Genomic DNA, 14785 nt, shown 5'->3' with positions numbered 1-14785 from the left:
TGCGGGAGAGGGGCAGGGGTGAGGGTCCAGGTGGTTCAGCAAGTATTCTGAAGCGCCCCGCTGCCAGCACAACCGTCTTCGCTTGATGACGGCACGGTCCGGGACCCTCACCCCTACCCCTCTCCCGCACGGGAGAGGGGATCCCGCGGGCCTCCTTGGTTCCGTTCAAGCACCTACAAAAGAAGAGCTTTTTGATGCCGACAGGCGAAAGGTGAACACGCTAGCCCGAGTGGGAGAGGGGTGGGGGTGCCTCGTCTTGTCGCCGGACACGTGTGACTGAAAGACCCCAATCGGGAAACGAATTCCTCGCGCCACAACCTTCGACGCTGGGATGCTTCGACCCGCCGCCAGGCTCCCCTTTCCCGGACGCGTGCCGCGTCAGCGGCGTGAGACCCGAAGAAGGGTCACGTCAGCGCGCGAGGGATCCGACCGTCCCCCGAGCCGGTCTCGATCGAGAACCCGGCGGGCGGCTACGCCCGCGTGGCCTCAAAGGCGGCGCGGATCCGGGCGGGATCGAGGTTGCGCCCGATGAACACCACGCGCGACTCCCGCGGGTCCCCGGCCGGCCACTCGTCCTGGAGGTCGCCGTCGAGGATCATGTGGACGCCCTGGAACACGAAGCGGCGCGGCTCGTCCGGGAAGCTCACGATCCCCTTGCAGCGCAGGATGTCCGGACCCTGGACCTGGGTGAGGTCGGAGATCCACGGCATGAACTTGTTCGGATCGACCGGGCCGGGCAGCCGCGCCGAGACCGACTGGATGTCGTCCGCGTGATGATGGTGGTGCCCCTCCTCCAGGAAGGCGGGCTCGACCTCCATGATCCGGTCGAGGTCGAAGGCCTTGCGGTCGAGCACCGCGTCGAGGGGCACGGCGCACTTCACGGTGCGGTGGATCGCGGCCGAGGGGTTGATCGCCCGGATCCGGCGCTCGACCTCGGCGAGGTCCGCCTCGCTCACGAGGTCCGCCTTGTTGAGCAGGATCACGTCCGCGAAGGCGATCTGGTTCTTGGCCTCGGGCGCGTCCTTGAGGCGCTCGGAGAGCCACTTGGCGTCCGCCACCGTCACCACGGCGTCGAGCCGGGCCGCGTCGCCCACGTCCTGGTCGACGAAGAAGGTCTGGGCCACCGGCGCCGGATCGGCGAGGCCGGTCGTCTCGACGATGACCGCGTCGAACTTGCCCCGCCGCTTCATCAGCCCGTCCATGATGCGGATCAGGTCGCCGCGCACGGTGCAGCAGATGCAGCCGTTGTTCATCTCGAAGACTTCCTCGTCGGCCCCGACCACGAGGTCGTTGTCGATGCCGATCTCGCCGAACTCGTTGACGATCACGGCGTAGCGCTTGCCGTGCGGCTCGGTGAGGATGCGGTTGAGGAGCGTGGTCTTGCCGGCGCCGAGATAGCCGGTGAGCACGGTGACGGGGATCTTGTCCGACATGCGGCACCCTGCGGGAGTGGGATGGCCGCCGCGAGGCGGCGAGGAGCCGATGATATAGTGTATCACTCGGGGTCGCGGGAGGGTGCGGACAAGCTGAAGCGGTCGACGTCGCGCAGCAGTTCCACGAAGGCGCGGGCGCCGTGCGCGAGCGCCGCCTCCCCGGCCTCCGGCGTGGCGAGGGAAGCGTCCCCGATCGCGCCCGCCGGGTTGAGATCCTCGGCGAGCCACGCGAAGGCGGCGGGCCGGCCGGCCCGCAGGTGGGTGAAGTCGCGCTCCATCGCCAGCGAGCGCGGCACGAAGGGGCGGACCTGCTCGCGCCGCACGAGGTCCGGCCGCAGCGCCAGCATCAGCGCCGTCTCGATCGCGCCGCCGTGGATGCCGTGGCGGATCTCCTCCTCCGGGAAGAGGCCGGGCGGGGTGCCGAACCGGCTCCAGGCAGTGGTGACGGCGAGGAGCCCCACGGCCCCGCGCAGGTCGAGGGCGAGGAGGTCGATGAGCGCGCTGTTGCCGCCATGCGCGGTGACGATCACGAGCTTGCGGCAGCCGGCCCGATGGACGGCCCGGCCGATCTCCCCCCAGGCCGCCAGGGCGGTGGCCGCCGAGAGCGTGAGCGTGCCCGGGAAGCTCAGGTGCTCGTCGGACTTGCCCACCGCCTGGACCGGCAGGAGCAGGACGTCGAGGTCGTCGGGCACCAGGGCGGCCGCGCGGGCGAGGTAGCCCTCCGCGATGATGGCGTCGGTGCCGAGCGGCAGGTGCGGGCCGTGCTGCTCGACGGCGGCGACGGGCAGGACCGCGATGGCGCGGTCCATGGCGCGCGCGCGGATCTCGGTGGTGGTGAGGTCTTGCCAGGGGCGGGCCGGCATGGGGTCTCTCCGAACGGGTCGCGCCAGATTAGGGGCCGCGGCTGCCGCCTCAACCGCCGCGCGGACCGGACTTGTGCATCGGCTACGGATTGTCATGCCGCCGTCACCGCCGACCGTCAGACGCCGTGCTATGGAACCGGGCGCGGCGGACCGCGTCGCTCCCCCCGGCAGAAGGAAGACCGCGATGACGACGGCGGAGCAGGCGGTGCCGGTGCAGGCCGAGAAGGCGCCGCGCCGCAAGGTCCCGAAGGGGCTGCGCCCGCCGGGCGCCAAGAGCGTCGGCTGGGCGCTGGTCCACGCCGCGCGGATGCATCGCGGGCGGATAGGGGACCGGCTCGCGGCCCTCGACCTCTTCGCCGGCCAGGAGCAGGTGGTGCAGGTGCTGGCCTCCGCCGGCACGATGACGATGGGCGATCTCGCCGCGACCCTGCGGGTGCGGCCGCCGACCGCCTCCAAGACCGTGACCCGCCTCGCGGCCCTCGGCTTCGTCGAGCGCCGGGCGGAGGCGGCGGACGGGCGGATCGTGCGGGTGCGCCTCACCGAGGCGGGTCTCGCCAAGGCGGCGGCGATCGACCGGCTCTGGGACGAGGTCGAGGCCGAGATGCTCGACGGCTTCGACAACAAGGAGAAGCGCCGCCTGCGCAAGCTCCTGCGCCGCGCCGCCCGCAACCTCGCGGAGGCGGCGGGCCTCGACGCGCACGACGCCGAGCCCGAGGACGACCTCGACGCGCTCGGGCTCGAAGCGGAGGATGGCGGCCGGGACGCGGATTGAGGGGCCGGGATCGCCCCGAATTTCCCCTTCGCCGTTGCACGAAAGTCACGCTCCGGCCCTGCCTCCGCCGGATTCCGCCGCTTGGATCGCACTCCAAGAACGATCGACAGGGAGTGCCCCATGCAGAACGGCGACCGGCCGGCGACCGGCCCGATCGACCTCGAACGCTCCGTCGCGGCGGCCCTGCGCGTGATCGCCCAGGTCCAGTCGGAGCGCGGCGACGAACCCGTGCGCGCGGCGCGGCTTCACCTCGCGACGATCTACGGCGTGAACCGCCTGCGGCGCCGCCTCGACCGCGAGGCCGACGCCGCCTGACCTCACCCCATGAGCGGCGCGGGGCCGTCAGCCCTGCGCCAGCTCCCAGGCGCGGTCGGCCAGGGCGATCCCCAGCGCCCCCTTCTCGGCCGCGTCGGCACTCGACGCGTTGCCCGCCTTCGCCCGGGCGAGCACGCCCTCCAGGATCACCGCGAGGCGGAACAGCGCGAAGGCGAGGTGGAACGGCGTGATGCCGTCGCGGCGCCCGGTCCGCTCGCAATAGCGGCGGATATACGCCTCCTCGCTCGGGATGCCGAGGGCGTCGAGATCCTTGCCGCGAATGCCGCGATACACCGTCGGATCGGTGTTGTAGGCGATGCAATTGTAGGCGAGGTCGGCGAGAGGGTGGCCGAGCGTCGCCAATTCCCAATCGATGATGCCGATCACCCGGGGCTCGCTCGGGTGGAAGATCATGTTGTCGAGGCGGAAATCGCCGTGGCAGATGCGGGTCTCGTCGTCGTCCGGAAGATGCGCCGGCAGCCACGCCGCGAGCCGGTCGATGGAGGGGTTCTCGCGGGTCTTCGAGGCCGCCCACTGGCCCGACCAGCGCTCGATCTGCCGCCGGAAGTAGTTGCCCGCCTTCCCGAAATCCGAGAGGCCGATCGCCGCCGGGTCGACCCGGTGCAGGCGCGCCAGGGCCTCGTTCATGGCGAAGTAGATCCCGGCGCGCGCCTCGCGCGGCAGGTCGGGCAGGGCCGGGTCCCAGAACACCCGGCCGGTGAGCCGCTCCATCAGGTAGAACGGCGTGCCGATCACCGCCGGGTCGGCGCAGAAGGCGACGGCCCGCGGCACCGGCACGTCGGTGTCGGCCAGCGCCCGCAGCACCCGGAACTCCCGGTCGACCGCGTGGGCCGAGGGCAGCAGCTTGCCCGGAGGCTGCTTGCGCAGCACGTACTCGCCCGTCTCGGCGACGACCAGGAAGGTCGGGTTCGACTGGCCGCCCCGCATCTGGCGCAGGTCCGTGAGGCGGCCGAGCCCCTGGCCGGCCAGGAAGGCGTCCAGCGCCTCGGTCGGGAAGCGGTGGGCCTCGCGCACCGGGATGGTCTCGGGCAGGTCGGTCATGCTGTGTGGCTCGCAGGGGAATGGGCGCGCGACCATGCAACAGGGCGGCGCCGCGGTCATTCCTGCAACGCAGCATTTCGGCACCGGCCTCACGCAAGCCAAGCGTGATCCGCTGCGGGCCGGATCGGGAATCCCGCGCAGGTTTCGTGCCGCCCGGCCATGCTTTAGGATGCCCGCATGAGTCGTGCCCTCCTCCCCGTCCTCGTCCTCGCCCTGGCCGCCACCCCCGCCGCCGCCCGGCCGAGGCCCAAGGCCGAGAAGCCCGCCGAGAAGACCGAGGCCGCGGCGCCGCCGAGCCTTCAGGCGAGTCCGGTCGGCAGCTTCGGCGTCTGGAACGTCTTCGCGGCCGGAGAGGGCAAGGCCCGGATCTGCTACGCGATCAGCCAGCCGCAGACCCGTCTGCCGAAGAGCCTGAAGCGCGACGCCGCCTACCTGTTCGTGACCGTGCGCAAGGGCGAGCGGGTGGCGAACGAGGTCGCCCTGATGATGGGCTTTCCCCCGAAGCCCGGCAGCAGCCAGACCGGCGCCGGGGCCGAGACCGCCGCGGCCAACGCCGCCCCGGTTCCGGCGCCTTCCGCCGCCAACGATCCCTCGCTGGCGATCGGCGCGGCCCGCTACGCGCTGGTGGTCAAGGGCGCCAACGCGTGGCTGCAGAACCCCGCCGAGGAGGGCCGGGTGGTCACGGAGATGAGCCGCGGCAAGAAGGTGGTGGTGAAGGCGACCTCGCAGCGCGGCAACGCCTCGACCGACGAGTACAGCCTCGAGGGCTTCGGCGACGCCATCAAGCGCACCCGCGAGGAGTGCAAGTAGGGTCCGCCGGCCGCTCATTCGCGTTTCGGCCGCAAAGCGCCTATATCGGGGGCTCTTGCACTCCCGAAGGTTGGTCATGGCGACGGCGTCCCTGGACACCGCGCGGCCCGAGAGCCGTGGCGGTCCCGCTCCCCTCATCGAGAAGACGCCCGAGATACGCCCCGACGTCATGGAGGCGACGGGCCGGCCCTCCCTGGTGGGCCTGACCCGCGGCGCCCTGCGCGAGAGGCTCGCGGCGATCGGCGTGCCGGAGCGCGAGCAGCGGATGCGCACGGGCCAGCTCTGGCACTGGATCAACGTGCGCGGGGCGACCTCCTTCGAGGCCATGACCAACGTGAGCAAGGCGCTCAAGGTGCAGCTCGACGCGGTCTACACCCTCGACCGGCCCGAGGTGGTGAGCGAGCAGGTCTCCCGCGACGGCACCCGCAAGTGGCTGCTGCGCATGCCGCCGACCGGCCGCCACGACCACAATCGCGGCGCCGAGATCGAGTGCGTCTACATCCCGGCCAACGACCGCGGCACGCTCTGCGTGTCGAGCCAGGTCGGCTGCACGCTGACCTGCTCGTTCTGCCACACGGGCACGCAGCGCCTCGTGCGCAACCTCTCGGCCCAGGAGATCACCGCGCAGCTTGTCGTCGCCCGCGACCGCCTCGGCGACTGGCCGGGCCAGATGCCGCCCAAGGGCACCTTCGTGCCGGTCGACGGCTCGCGCTTCGTCTCGAACATCGTCTTCATGGGCATGGGCGAGCCCCTCTACAACGTCGACAACGTGATCGATGCCGTCGGGGTGATGAGCGACAACGAGGGGCTCGGCCTCTCGCGCCGGCGCATCACGGTCTCGACCTCGGGCGTGGTGCCGCAGTTCGAGCGGCTCGGCATCGACGCGAACGCCATGCTGGCGATCTCGCTCCACGCCGTGCGCGACGACCTGCGCGACGAGTTGGTGCCGCTCAACCGCAAATACCCGATCCGGACCCTGCTGGAGGCCTGCCGCAACTACCCGGGCGTGTCGAACGCGCGGCGCATCACCTTCGAGTACGTGATGCTGAAGGGGGTCAACGATTCCGACGCGGAAGCGCGGGAGCTGGTGCGCCTGCTCAAGGGCATCCCCGCCAAGATCAACCTGATCCCGTTCAACCCCTGGCCGGGCTCCCGCTACGAGTGCTCGGACTGGGAGCGGATCGAGCGCTTCTCCGAGATCGTGTTCAACGCCGGCTACGCCTCGCCGGTGCGCACGCCGCGCGGGCGCGACATCCTGGCGGCCTGCGGCCAGCTCAAGAGCGAGACCGAGAAGCTGCGCGCCCGCGCCCGGCTGATGCTGGAGGACGGCATCGGGGCCGAGGGCGTGTACGGGGCGGTGGACGACGATTGAGGGGGGCGGCGTTCAACCCTCCCCCCGCTGCGGGGGAGGGTTCTTGCCGTGCGGTCGAGGACATCCCGATGCACCTGATCGGCCGCCTGCTCGCCGTCAGCTTCGCCCTGCTGATCGCCATCCCGGTCGGCGCCGTGCTCCTCGGGATCGGCACCCTCTACGACCCGCTGCTGCGCGACCTCGTCGGCCAGCTCGGCCTGAACGTCGTCGCGGCGATCCTGAACGAACTCGCCGAGGGCTACCCGCCGGACCCCGGCATGGTCGAGGCGGTGCTGGGGATGGGCCGCGCCGTCCTGCTCCTCGTCGCGGTGCCGCCCGCCCTCAACGCCGTGACGGGCGAGGTTTTGGGCTGGCGCTCGGCCACCTGGTACGGGGGCGCCACCGGGTTCCTCACCGCGCTCCTGCCCTGGCTGATGCGCGCGACACCCGCCGCGCCGGCGGCCGTCGCCGAGGGTCGCGTGACCGCGCTCCTGTTCCTCGCCGGCGCTGCGTCCGGCCTCGTCTACTGGCTGATCGCCGGACGCTGGGCCGGCCGCCCGCCTCTCCCCTTCGCGCCGCGCACCCGGTGATCAGCGGGCGGTGGCGAGGATCCGGGCCGCGAAGGTCCCGAACAGCCCGGCGAAGACCCAGTCGATCGCCCGCAGCACCCGCGGCCGCGCCTGCAGCGCGCCGGTGATCCGCTCCGCTCCGAGGACCAGCAGGGTCCCGAGCGGGGCCGAGATCGCCACGAAGGTGAGGCCCAGGAAGGCGAGCTGCCCGGTCGGGTTGACCGCGTCGGCGCGCACGAATTGCGGCAGGAAGGTGATGAAGAACAGCACGACCTTCGGGTTCGTCAGGTTGACGCCGACGCCGGTCCAGAAGGTGCGCCAGAACCCGCCGCGCACCCGCTCGGCCCGCACGGTCAGGGCCGAGCCGCGGCGCAGGGCGTCGAGGGCGAGCCAGGCGAGGTAGAGGGCGCCCACCACCTTGAGGACCAGGAAGGCCGTCGCCGAGGCCGCGAGCAGGGCCGAGAGGCCGAACGCCGCCGCCAGCGTGTGGCCGAGGGTGCCGACATTGGTCCCGAGCACCGTCGCGAGTCCCGCCCGGCGCCCCGCCCCGATCGTGCGGGCGAGCGTCAGGCTCATGTCGGGGCCCGGCGTCACGAACAGGACGATGCAGGCGACGAGGTAGGTGAGGAAGGTGGTCGCATCGGGCAGGAAGGTCATGGCGGCGCTCCGGGCGTGTCGGGAGGGCATGCGCCGCGTTGCGCGCCGGGGCAAGACCGGGCTTGAGGCGGCGGCGCGCGCCGTTACCTGAGCGGGAGGAGATGTCCCATGCCCCTTCGCCTCGCCCTCGCGCTCCTCGGTGCCCTCGCCGTGGTCGGCCCGGCCCTGCCCGGTCCCGCCGGCGCGCAGAGCGCGCCACCGCAGGGGGCGCCGCCCGGCATGCCGGGCGCGGGCGCGATCCAGTCGGAGGCGTCCCGCATCCTCCCGGCCTTCGCGCCGCACGGCATGGTGTCCTCCCAGGAGGCCCGCGCCACCCGGATCGGCGTCGACGTGCTGCGGCGGGGTGGCAACGCCGTCGACGCGGCGGTGGCAGTCGGCTTCGCCCTCGCCGTGACCCTGCCGCGGGCCGGCAATCTCGGCGGCGGCGGCTTCATGATGGTGCATCTCGCGTCCCGCCGCGAGACCATCGCCATCGACTACCGGGAGACCGCCCCGGCAGCGGCGGCGAGCGACATGTTTCTCGGGCCGGACGGCGAGCCGGACCCGAGACTCTCGACGGCCACCGGCAAGGCGGTCGGCGTGCCGGGCACGGTGCGGGGCCTCGCGGAGGCGCTCGCCCGCTACGGCTCGGGCCGCTTCCGCCTCGCCGACCTGATCGCGCCGGCCGAGGCGCTCGCCCGCGACGGGATCACGGTCGACGACGATCTCGCGGATTCGCTGCCGCGGGCGGCGGGGCTGCTCGGGCGCTGGCCGTCGAGCCGCGCGGTGTTCTTCACGGGCGACCGGCCCTACGGCTGGGGCGAGCGGCTGGTGCAGCCGGACCTCGCCGCGACGCTCCACGCCATCGCGGAGGCCGGACCGGACGCCTTCTACGCGGGGCCGATCGCCGGCAAGATCGTGGCGGCCGTGCGCGAGGCGGGCGGCGTGATGACGGAATCGGACCTCACCGGCTACCGGGTCGCGCTCCGCCAGCCCGTCCGCGGCACCTACCGGGGCACCGAGATCGTGGCGATGCCGCCCCCGAGCTCCGGCGGCGTCCACCTGATCGAGATCCTGAACATCCTCGAAGGCTACGACCTCGCGGCGCTCGGCGCCGGCAGCGCCGGGGCGCTCCACCTGGAGGCCGAGGCGATGAAGCAGGCCTACGCGGACCGCGCCGCCTATCTGGGCGACCCCGACCGGGTCCGCGTGCCCGTGACCGGCCTCACCGCGAAGGCCTATGCGGCGCGGCTGCGGGCGCTGATCGACCCCGACCGGGCGCGGCCGGCCGGCGAGGTCAAGGCGGGCGATCCCCTGCGGGACGAGCCGGACCAGACGACGCATTTCTCCGTGGTCGATTCCGAGGGCAACGCCGTCGCCAACACCTACACGCTCAACTTCTCCTACGGGCTCGGCCTGGTGGCGGCCGGGACGGGCGTGCTCCTCAACAACGAGATGGACGATTTCTCGGCCAAGCCCGGCTCCCAGAACGCCTACGGCCTCGTGGGCGGCGAGGCGAACGCCGTGGCGCCGGGGGCCCGGCCCCTGTCGAGCATGACGCCGGCTCTCGCGTTCCGGGGCGGCAAGCTCCTCCTCGTCACCGGCAGCCCCGGGGGCAGCCGCATCATCTCGACGGTGCTCCAGGTGATCACCGGGGTGCTGGATTTCGGGATGAGCCTGTCCGAGGCCGTGGCCGCGCCCCGCGTGCACCACCAGTGGCGGCCCGACGCGCTCCTCGTGGAGGGCGGCCTGTCGCCGGACACGCTCGCTCTCCTGCGGGCGAAGGGCCAGCGGGTCGTGGTGGGCTCCACCTCCGGCTCGGCGAACTCGATCATGGCGGTGCCGGGCGGCTGGGCCGGAACGGCGGATCCGCGCCAGCGCGGCACTCTGGCCGAGGGATATTGAGGGGCCGCGGGATTAGGCGCGGGGGGCTGCCCGTTCACCTCATGTCGGCTTCCTCAGCCATGAGCCCATGAGACCGCGGAGATGAGACCTCGCAAGCGCCTCGACGTCGTGGACCTGATCGGGCCGCTGCGGCGCTACGCCCGCGCCCTCACCCGCGACCACGCCCAGGCGGACGACCTCGTCCACGACGCCCTGGTGCGCGCCCTGGAGCACCAGGGCGCGCTCAAGAGCGGCACGAACCTGCGCACCTGGCTGATGACGGTGCTGCACAACGCCTTCATCGACGGCCAGCGCCGCCGGCAGGTGGAGGCGCGCTACGCCGAGACGCTGGAGCAGCTCTCGGAGGCGGCGGTGCCGGCGGCCCAGGACAGCCACGTGCGCCTCGCCCAGATCCGCGAGGCTTTCGCCCGGCTGCCCGAGGAGCAGCGCGCCGCGCTCCACCTCGTGACGATCGAGGGCATGGCCTACCAGGAGGCGGCGGACGTGCTCGGCATCCCGATCGGCACCCTGATGTCGCGGCTCGGGCGGGGCCGCGCGGCCCTGCGCGGCTTCGAGAGCGGGCAGGGCCTGCTGCCGCCGCCCGCCGCCGAACCCGGCGGGCCGCCGCGCCTGCGCGTCGTCCAGGGCGGTCGCCCGTCCGCGGAGTACGAGAGATGATGGACCCGATCACCGAGCACGACCTGAACGCCTACGTGGACGGCCAGCTCGACCTCGCGCGGCGGATCGAGGTCGAGGGCCACCTCGCGGCCCGCCCGGACATCGCCGCCCAGGTGATGGCGGATTTGCGCACCCGCGACGCGCTGAGCGCCGCCTTCGCGCCGGCCCGGCCGAACCTTCATCCCGGCCCGGTCCCGGAGCGGATCGCCGCGGCCGCGCGGCGCCTCGACCGGGCGCTCGCGTGGCGGCGGATCGGCCAGCGCTTCCAGCGCGCCGCCGTGGTGGCCTTCCTGGTCGGGGCCGGGTGGCTGATGCATGCGGAGACCGGCGGCTTCGGCGTGCCGGAGACCATCGCCTCCACCCATTCGCCGCCCTTCGTGGCCGACGCGATCCAGGCCCGACAGGCCGCACAGCTGCGCGCCCGGGTGGCGTCCCTGCGCCCGAGCCCGGCCTACGACCGCAGCGGCGTCGAGGCCGCCACCGGCATCCGCCTGCCCGACCTGCCGCGGGACTGGCACGTGCGCGACCTGCAGATCGTGCCCACCCGCTCGGGAGCGGGGGTGGAGGTGGCGATCGAGGCCGCCGCGCTCGGGCCGGTGGCCCTGTTCGCCACGCAGACCGCGGACGACGAGGCCCTCGCCCGGGAGACCTCCCGCGAGCCGGAGGCGGTCACGGTCTACTGGAAGGCGGGCCGCACCGCCTACGCGCTGAGCGGCGGGAGCGACGAGCCGGCCCTCGGCCGCGCCGCCGAGAGCCTGGGCGCCCCCCGTCCCTGACGCACCCTTCCCGCCGGGCGCCCCCGTGCCCGACGGCTTTCGCCCCAAGGATGATCGACCCAGAGATGATCGACCCATGAACACCCCCTACGCCTGGCAGACCGGCGCGGCCCCCTCCGCCGCGCTCTTCGACGAGGGCCTGCGGCAGCACATGCTGCGGGTCTACAACCGGATGGGGCTCGGCCTCGCGCTGACCGGCCTCGTCGCCTTCGCGGTGGCCTCGACCCCGGCCATCGCCCAGCCGCTGTTCGGCACGCCACTGAAGTACGTGGTGATGCTGGCGCCGCTCGCCTTCGTGCTGTTCCTGTCCTTCCGGATCGAGCACGTCTCGGCCGCCACGGCCCAGGCCCTGTTCTGGGGCTTCTGCGCCGTGATGGGTCTGTCGCTCGCCTCCGTCTTCCTGGTCTTCACCGGGACCAGCATCGCCCGCACCTTCTTCATCACCGCGGCCATGTTCGGGGCGACCAGCCTCTACGGCTACACCACCAAGCGCGACCTCTCGCAGATGGGGTCCTTCCTGATGATGGGCCTGATCGGCCTGATCATCGCGAGCCTCGTGAACCTGTTCCTCGCCTCCAGCGCCCTCCAGTTCGCGATCTCGCTGATCGGCGTCGTGATCTTCGTCGGCCTCACGGCCTTCGACACGCAGACCATCAAGGAGCAGTACGCGGACCACTGGGACCGGGAATCGACGAGCAAGCTCGCCGTGTTCGGGGCGCTGACGCTCTACCTGAACTTCATCAACCTGTTCCAACTGCTCCTGAACTTCACCGGCGAGCGGGAGTGAGGTTCCCCCCTTTCCCTCAGGCCTGACGGCGGTGCTCGCGAGCCCCTCGCCCCTGCGCGGGCGAGGGGTTTCGCCGTCGCGGGCCATGCCTCGAGAGGCCGCTCCCGCGGAGGCGCACGTCCAGGACGACGCTCGGCACCGGTGAGGCATCCGGCCCCGACCGGCGTGACTCTGCTCTCGACCGGCGGATCGGCAGGAGCCGCGATGCACCGGACTCGATGGGATCGACATCATCACCGTGACCGCCAGCCTGAGCATTGTCCGCTGGCAGACGGTTTCGTCCTGATGCACGGGGATCGGCGCGATTTGCCTTGAGGTTCGACTTGGTCGATGCAACCGTTCTACAGTTGAGTCCAGCGCCACGGAGGAGTCGGGATGTCGGCCTTCGACGCCTACACTGTCTTCCGACGCAAGGAGAAGCCCGCGCTGCGCTGCGCCGTTCGGCAGGATCGGCCGGTGCCTGGCTTCGTGAGCGGGGACGGCTGGGAATATGCCGGCACGGTCGACGGCGAGACGGCACCGGCGGGCTTCAGGGCCAAGGCGGCCCGCGAGGCGACCTCCCAGGTCGGCTACTACGTCTTCTACGTCCTGAACGCCTGACGGACCGGTCGCCCCCGCACCGGGCTCAGTTCACGCCGGTCGGATCGCGGTTGATGTCCTTGCAGCGATAGCCGACGAAGCAGCTGCGATCGTCCCGGCTGGGCACCAACGCGCGCTCGGTGATCTCCTGCGACCCGCAGAAGCTGCGGTCGCGCACGAAGCGGTCGTAGGTGAAGCCGCCGGTGCCGAGGACGATGGCGCCGCGCCCGGCCACCAGCCTCGCGGCCTCGGCGCAGCGCAGCGCGGTGCTGTCCGGACGCTCCTGGCCGCGGGCGGGCACCACGCCCAGGAGGATGAGGCCGCCGATCCGCAGGGCGAGTCGGGCGAGGCGAGAGGACATGGCCGCACCCTCCCCGACCGGGTGCCGAAGGGCAAGTGCGGCATCGCCGCGCCGGGGGACGCCGGCACGGCCGGGCGCCGGAACCGCGCCTAGGCGGCCTTCACCCCGGCCAGGAACGCATCGAGCTCCTGGCCGAGGCCGGCCGAGGTGCGGGCGAGCTCCCGGGCCGCGTCCAGCACCTGGGCGGAGGCGGCGCCGGTCTGGGCCGCCTCCTCGCGCACGACCCCGATCGTGACCGTGACGTCCTGGGTGCCCTCCGCGGCCTGGGTCACGCTCCTGACGATCTCCAGGGTGGCGGCGCCCTGCTCCTCCATGGCGGCCGAGACGCTGGTGGCGATCGCGTGCATCTCGGCGATGGTCCGGCCGATCGTCTCGATCGCGACCACCGCCGCGCGCGTCTCGCCCTGGATGGCGGCGATCTGACCGCCGATGGACTCCGTCGCCTTGGCGGTCTGCTCGGCGAGCTGCTTGACCTCGCTCGCCACCACGGCGAAGCCGCGGCCGGCCTCGCCGGCCCGGGCCGCCTCGATGGTGGCGTTGAGCGCCAGCAGGTTCGTCTGCGCGGCGATCCCCGAGATCAGGCCGACCACGTCGCCGACCTTCTCGGTGCCGGCGGCGAGCCCCTGCACGAGGACGTTGGTGCGCCGCGCCTCACCGGAGGCCTGGGCGGCGATCTCGGACGAGCGGGCCACCTGCCCGGCGATCTCGCGGATCGAGGCGGCCATCTCCTCGCTGGCCGCCGCGACGGTGCGGACATTCGCGGCCGTCTCCTGGGCGGAGGCGGTGACGCCGGCGGCGCGCCCGATCGTGCGCTCGGCGCTGCCCGTCATGGTGGCGGCCGTGGCTTCGAGTTCGGTCGCCGCCGAGGACAGACCGCCGATCAGCGCCGCGACCTGGCGCTCGAACTGCCTCGTCAGATGGTCGAGCCCCTCGGCGCGGCGGGACCGGCCGTCCGCATCCCGGGCCGCCAGGGCGTCGGCGTCACGCTTGGCGAGGAGCGCCTGACGGAACACCTCGACGCTGCGGGCCATGCCGCCGATCTCGTCGCCCCGGTCGCTCCCGGGCACCGGCCCGCCGAGGTCGCCTTCCGCGAGTTCGTGCATGCGCGCACCGAGCCTGCCGAGCGGTGCCGTGATGCTGCGGCCGACCAGAACCACGAGCAGGCCGGCAACCACCGCGACGACGAGCAGGATGCCGCCGGCCGTGACCGCCACCGGGACGAAGGCCTCGTCGATGTCGTCCGTGTAGGCGCCGGCGATGAGGAGCAGGTTCCAGGGCTTGAACTGGGAGGCGTAGGAGATCTTCGGGAACAGCCCGGTCTGGCCCGGCCGCGTGAAGCTGTAGCGGAAGACGGTGGTCTCGGCGTCCTTCAGCCGGTCGGTGATGGAGCGCAGGATGCGCACGCCGTTCGTCTCGACGTCCATCCGGTTCTGGCCGATCATGCGGCGGTCCGGCACCGCGATCGCCGTCCCGTCCATCGTGTAGACGGAGACGTAATCCGCCCCGCCGTTGTAGCGCATCGCCATCGCGGTGTCGGAGAACTGGGCGAGCGCCGCCTCCTTCGTCACCGCGCCGGACGCGACCTTCTTGTCGAGGCTCGCGGCCAGGGACTGCAGCATCTCGGAGATCCGCACGAGCGAGTCGACGCGCGCCTCCGTGGTCTTCCGGTAGTGATAGGCCAGTGCGCCTACGCCGATCGTGACCACGATGGCCCCGATAAGCACGGTCAGAAGGGCGAGACGATGGAGAATGCGAAGCGTCGAACGACGAGAGATCATGGCGAGACCTGACAAAGAAGCCCGGCCATCAGGTCACAACGTGATTAATATCGGACTAAGGCATAATGCGCAGCTTTCCGACTGGCCGCTCGGAGATCGCGCCGCGGCCCGAATCAGGCTGGCGGCGAGGT

The 14785-nt window shown here is 72.4% G+C and carries 16 protein-coding genes; 10 read left to right on the top strand and 6 right to left on the bottom strand.

The window, feature by feature from the left end:
- Positions 1–470: 470 nt before the first annotated feature.
- Positions 471–1433, bottom strand: a complete 963-nt coding sequence (locus tag ACW9J6_RS17030) for a CobW family GTP-binding protein (RefSeq protein ID WP_457117674.1) — start codon at positions 1431–1433, stop codon at positions 471–473.
- A 62-nt stretch (positions 1434–1495) separates the two neighbouring features.
- Complete coding sequence (locus ACW9J6_RS17025) at positions 1496–2296, bottom strand: creatininase family protein (protein WP_457117673.1); 801 nt, start codon at positions 2294–2296, stop codon at positions 1496–1498.
- A gap of 184 nt (positions 2297–2480) precedes the next feature.
- On the opposite strand from ACW9J6_RS17025, the gene ACW9J6_RS17020 reads away from it, so the two are divergent.
- Positions 2481–3068, top strand: coding sequence for a MarR family winged helix-turn-helix transcriptional regulator (locus tag ACW9J6_RS17020; RefSeq protein WP_457117672.1), 588 nt, complete (start codon positions 2481–2483; stop codon positions 3066–3068).
- Positions 3069–3188: 120 nt separating this feature from the next.
- Positions 3189–3383 (top strand): hypothetical protein, encoded by a 195-nt coding sequence (locus ACW9J6_RS17015; protein ID WP_457117671.1) that lies wholly within the window; start codon positions 3189–3191, stop codon positions 3381–3383.
- 27 nt (positions 3384–3410) lie between these two features.
- Here the strand turns inward: ACW9J6_RS17015 and ACW9J6_RS17010 are convergent, their stop codons facing one another.
- Positions 3411–4445 carry a phosphotransferase gene (locus ACW9J6_RS17010; RefSeq protein WP_457117670.1) on the bottom strand — a complete coding sequence of 345 codons (1035 nt, stop codon included), beginning with the start codon at positions 4443–4445 and terminating at the stop codon, positions 3411–3413.
- Positions 4446–4622: 177 nt separating this feature from the next.
- Between ACW9J6_RS17010 and ACW9J6_RS17005 the strand changes: the two genes are divergently transcribed.
- The 3 genes from ACW9J6_RS17005 to ACW9J6_RS16995 all read left to right on the top strand — a co-directional run bounded on the left by ACW9J6_RS17005 (position 4623) and on the right by ACW9J6_RS16995 (position 7196).
- Entirely contained in the window at positions 4623–5255 is a 633-nt protein-coding gene (locus tag ACW9J6_RS17005) for a hypothetical protein (protein WP_457117669.1), read from the top strand.
- A gap of 76 nt (positions 5256–5331) precedes the next feature.
- Entirely contained in the window at positions 5332–6627 is a 1296-nt protein-coding gene (gene rlmN, locus ACW9J6_RS17000; protein WP_457117668.1) for a 23S rRNA (adenine(2503)-C(2))-methyltransferase RlmN, read from the top strand.
- Between the two features lie 68 nt (positions 6628–6695).
- Positions 6696–7196, top strand: coding sequence for a hypothetical protein (locus tag ACW9J6_RS16995; protein ID WP_457117667.1), 501 nt, complete (start codon positions 6696–6698; stop codon positions 7194–7196).
- Here ACW9J6_RS16995 and ACW9J6_RS16990 read toward each other — a convergent pair whose 3' ends face one another.
- The gene (locus ACW9J6_RS16990; RefSeq protein ID WP_457117666.1) at positions 7197–7832 is read right to left on the bottom strand and encodes a LysE family translocator; all 636 of its coding nucleotides are present in this window, start codon (positions 7830–7832) and stop codon (positions 7197–7199) included.
- Positions 7833–7940: 108 nt separating this feature from the next.
- Here ACW9J6_RS16990 and ggt point away from each other — a divergent pair, with 108 nt between their 5' ends.
- The 5 genes from ggt to ACW9J6_RS16965 all read left to right on the top strand — a co-directional run bounded on the left by ggt (position 7941) and on the right by ACW9J6_RS16965 (position 12536).
- Entirely contained in the window at positions 7941–9716 is a 1776-nt protein-coding gene (gene ggt, locus ACW9J6_RS16985) for a gamma-glutamyltransferase (RefSeq protein WP_457117665.1), read from the top strand.
- 81 nt (positions 9717–9797) lie between these two features.
- Complete coding sequence (locus ACW9J6_RS16980) at positions 9798–10373, top strand: sigma-70 family RNA polymerase sigma factor (protein ID WP_457117664.1); 576 nt, start codon at positions 9798–9800, stop codon at positions 10371–10373.
- Complete coding sequence (locus ACW9J6_RS16975) at positions 10370–11149, top strand: anti-sigma factor family protein (RefSeq protein ID WP_457117663.1); 780 nt, start codon at positions 10370–10372, stop codon at positions 11147–11149. The genes ACW9J6_RS16980 and ACW9J6_RS16975 overlap by 4 nt, the downstream gene beginning before the upstream one ends.
- Positions 11150–11225: 76 nt before the next feature.
- The gene (locus ACW9J6_RS16970) at positions 11226–11936 is read left to right on the top strand and encodes a Bax inhibitor-1/YccA family protein (RefSeq protein WP_457117662.1); all 711 of its coding nucleotides are present in this window, start codon (positions 11226–11228) and stop codon (positions 11934–11936) included.
- A gap of 375 nt (positions 11937–12311) precedes the next feature.
- Positions 12312–12536 carry a hypothetical protein gene (locus ACW9J6_RS16965; RefSeq protein WP_457117661.1) on the top strand — a complete coding sequence of 75 codons (225 nt, stop codon included), beginning with the start codon at positions 12312–12314 and terminating at the stop codon, positions 12534–12536.
- A 25-nt stretch (positions 12537–12561) separates the two neighbouring features.
- Here ACW9J6_RS16965 and ACW9J6_RS16960 read toward each other — a convergent pair whose 3' ends face one another.
- Both ACW9J6_RS16960 and ACW9J6_RS16955 read right to left on the bottom strand, forming a co-directional pair.
- Positions 12562–12876 carry a hypothetical protein gene (locus tag ACW9J6_RS16960; RefSeq protein ID WP_457117660.1) on the bottom strand — a complete coding sequence of 105 codons (315 nt, stop codon included), beginning with the start codon at positions 12874–12876 and terminating at the stop codon, positions 12562–12564.
- Positions 12877–12965: 89 nt separating this feature from the next.
- Positions 12966–14654, bottom strand: coding sequence for a methyl-accepting chemotaxis protein (locus ACW9J6_RS16955; RefSeq protein WP_457117659.1), 1689 nt, complete (start codon positions 14652–14654; stop codon positions 12966–12968).
- Positions 14655–14785: the final 131 nt, after the last annotated feature.

The sequence above is a fragment of the Methylobacterium sp. JK268 genome (genome assembly GCF_054052225.1).
This window is presented reverse-complemented; position numbering and strand designations above follow the sequence as displayed.

Bases quoted from the DNA above. Each gene is read 5' to 3' on its own strand.
- ACW9J6_RS16970 (WP_457117662.1), top strand. From the start codon at position 11,226: ATGAACACCCCCTACGCCTGGCAGACCGGCGCGGCCCCCTCCGCCGCG.
- ACW9J6_RS16995 (WP_457117667.1), top strand. From the start codon at position 6,696: ATGCACCTGATCGGCCGCCTGCTCGCCGTCAGCTTCGCCCTGCTGATC.
- ACW9J6_RS17030 (WP_457117674.1), bottom strand. From the start codon at position 1,433: ATGTCGGACAAGATCCCCGTCACCGTGCTCACCGGCTATCTCGGCGCC.
- ACW9J6_RS17010 (WP_457117670.1), bottom strand. From the start codon at position 4,445: ATGACCGACCTGCCCGAGACCATCCCGGTGCGCGAGGCCCACCGCTTC.
- ACW9J6_RS17005 (WP_457117669.1), top strand. From the start codon at position 4,623: ATGAGTCGTGCCCTCCTCCCCGTCCTCGTCCTCGCCCTGGCCGCCACC.
- ACW9J6_RS17020 (WP_457117672.1), top strand. From the start codon at position 2,481: ATGACGACGGCGGAGCAGGCGGTGCCGGTGCAGGCCGAGAAGGCGCCG.
- ACW9J6_RS17025 (WP_457117673.1), bottom strand. From the start codon at position 2,296: ATGCCGGCCCGCCCCTGGCAAGACCTCACCACCACCGAGATCCGCGCG.
- ACW9J6_RS17015 (WP_457117671.1), top strand. From the start codon at position 3,189: ATGCAGAACGGCGACCGGCCGGCGACCGGCCCGATCGACCTCGAACGC.
- ACW9J6_RS16960 (WP_457117660.1), bottom strand. From the start codon at position 12,876: ATGTCCTCTCGCCTCGCCCGACTCGCCCTGCGGATCGGCGGCCTCATC.
- ACW9J6_RS16990 (WP_457117666.1), bottom strand. From the start codon at position 7,832: ATGACCTTCCTGCCCGATGCGACCACCTTCCTCACCTACCTCGTCGCC.
- ACW9J6_RS16965 (WP_457117661.1), top strand. From the start codon at position 12,312: ATGTCGGCCTTCGACGCCTACACTGTCTTCCGACGCAAGGAGAAGCCC.
- rlmN (WP_457117668.1), top strand. From the start codon at position 5,332: ATGGCGACGGCGTCCCTGGACACCGCGCGGCCCGAGAGCCGTGGCGGT.
- ggt (WP_457117665.1), top strand. From the start codon at position 7,941: ATGCCCCTTCGCCTCGCCCTCGCGCTCCTCGGTGCCCTCGCCGTGGTC.
- ACW9J6_RS16980 (WP_457117664.1), top strand. From the start codon at position 9,798: ATGAGACCTCGCAAGCGCCTCGACGTCGTGGACCTGATCGGGCCGCTG.
- ACW9J6_RS16955 (WP_457117659.1), bottom strand. From the start codon at position 14,654: ATGATCTCTCGTCGTTCGACGCTTCGCATTCTCCATCGTCTCGCCCTT.
- ACW9J6_RS16975 (WP_457117663.1), top strand. From the start codon at position 10,370: ATGATGGACCCGATCACCGAGCACGACCTGAACGCCTACGTGGACGGC.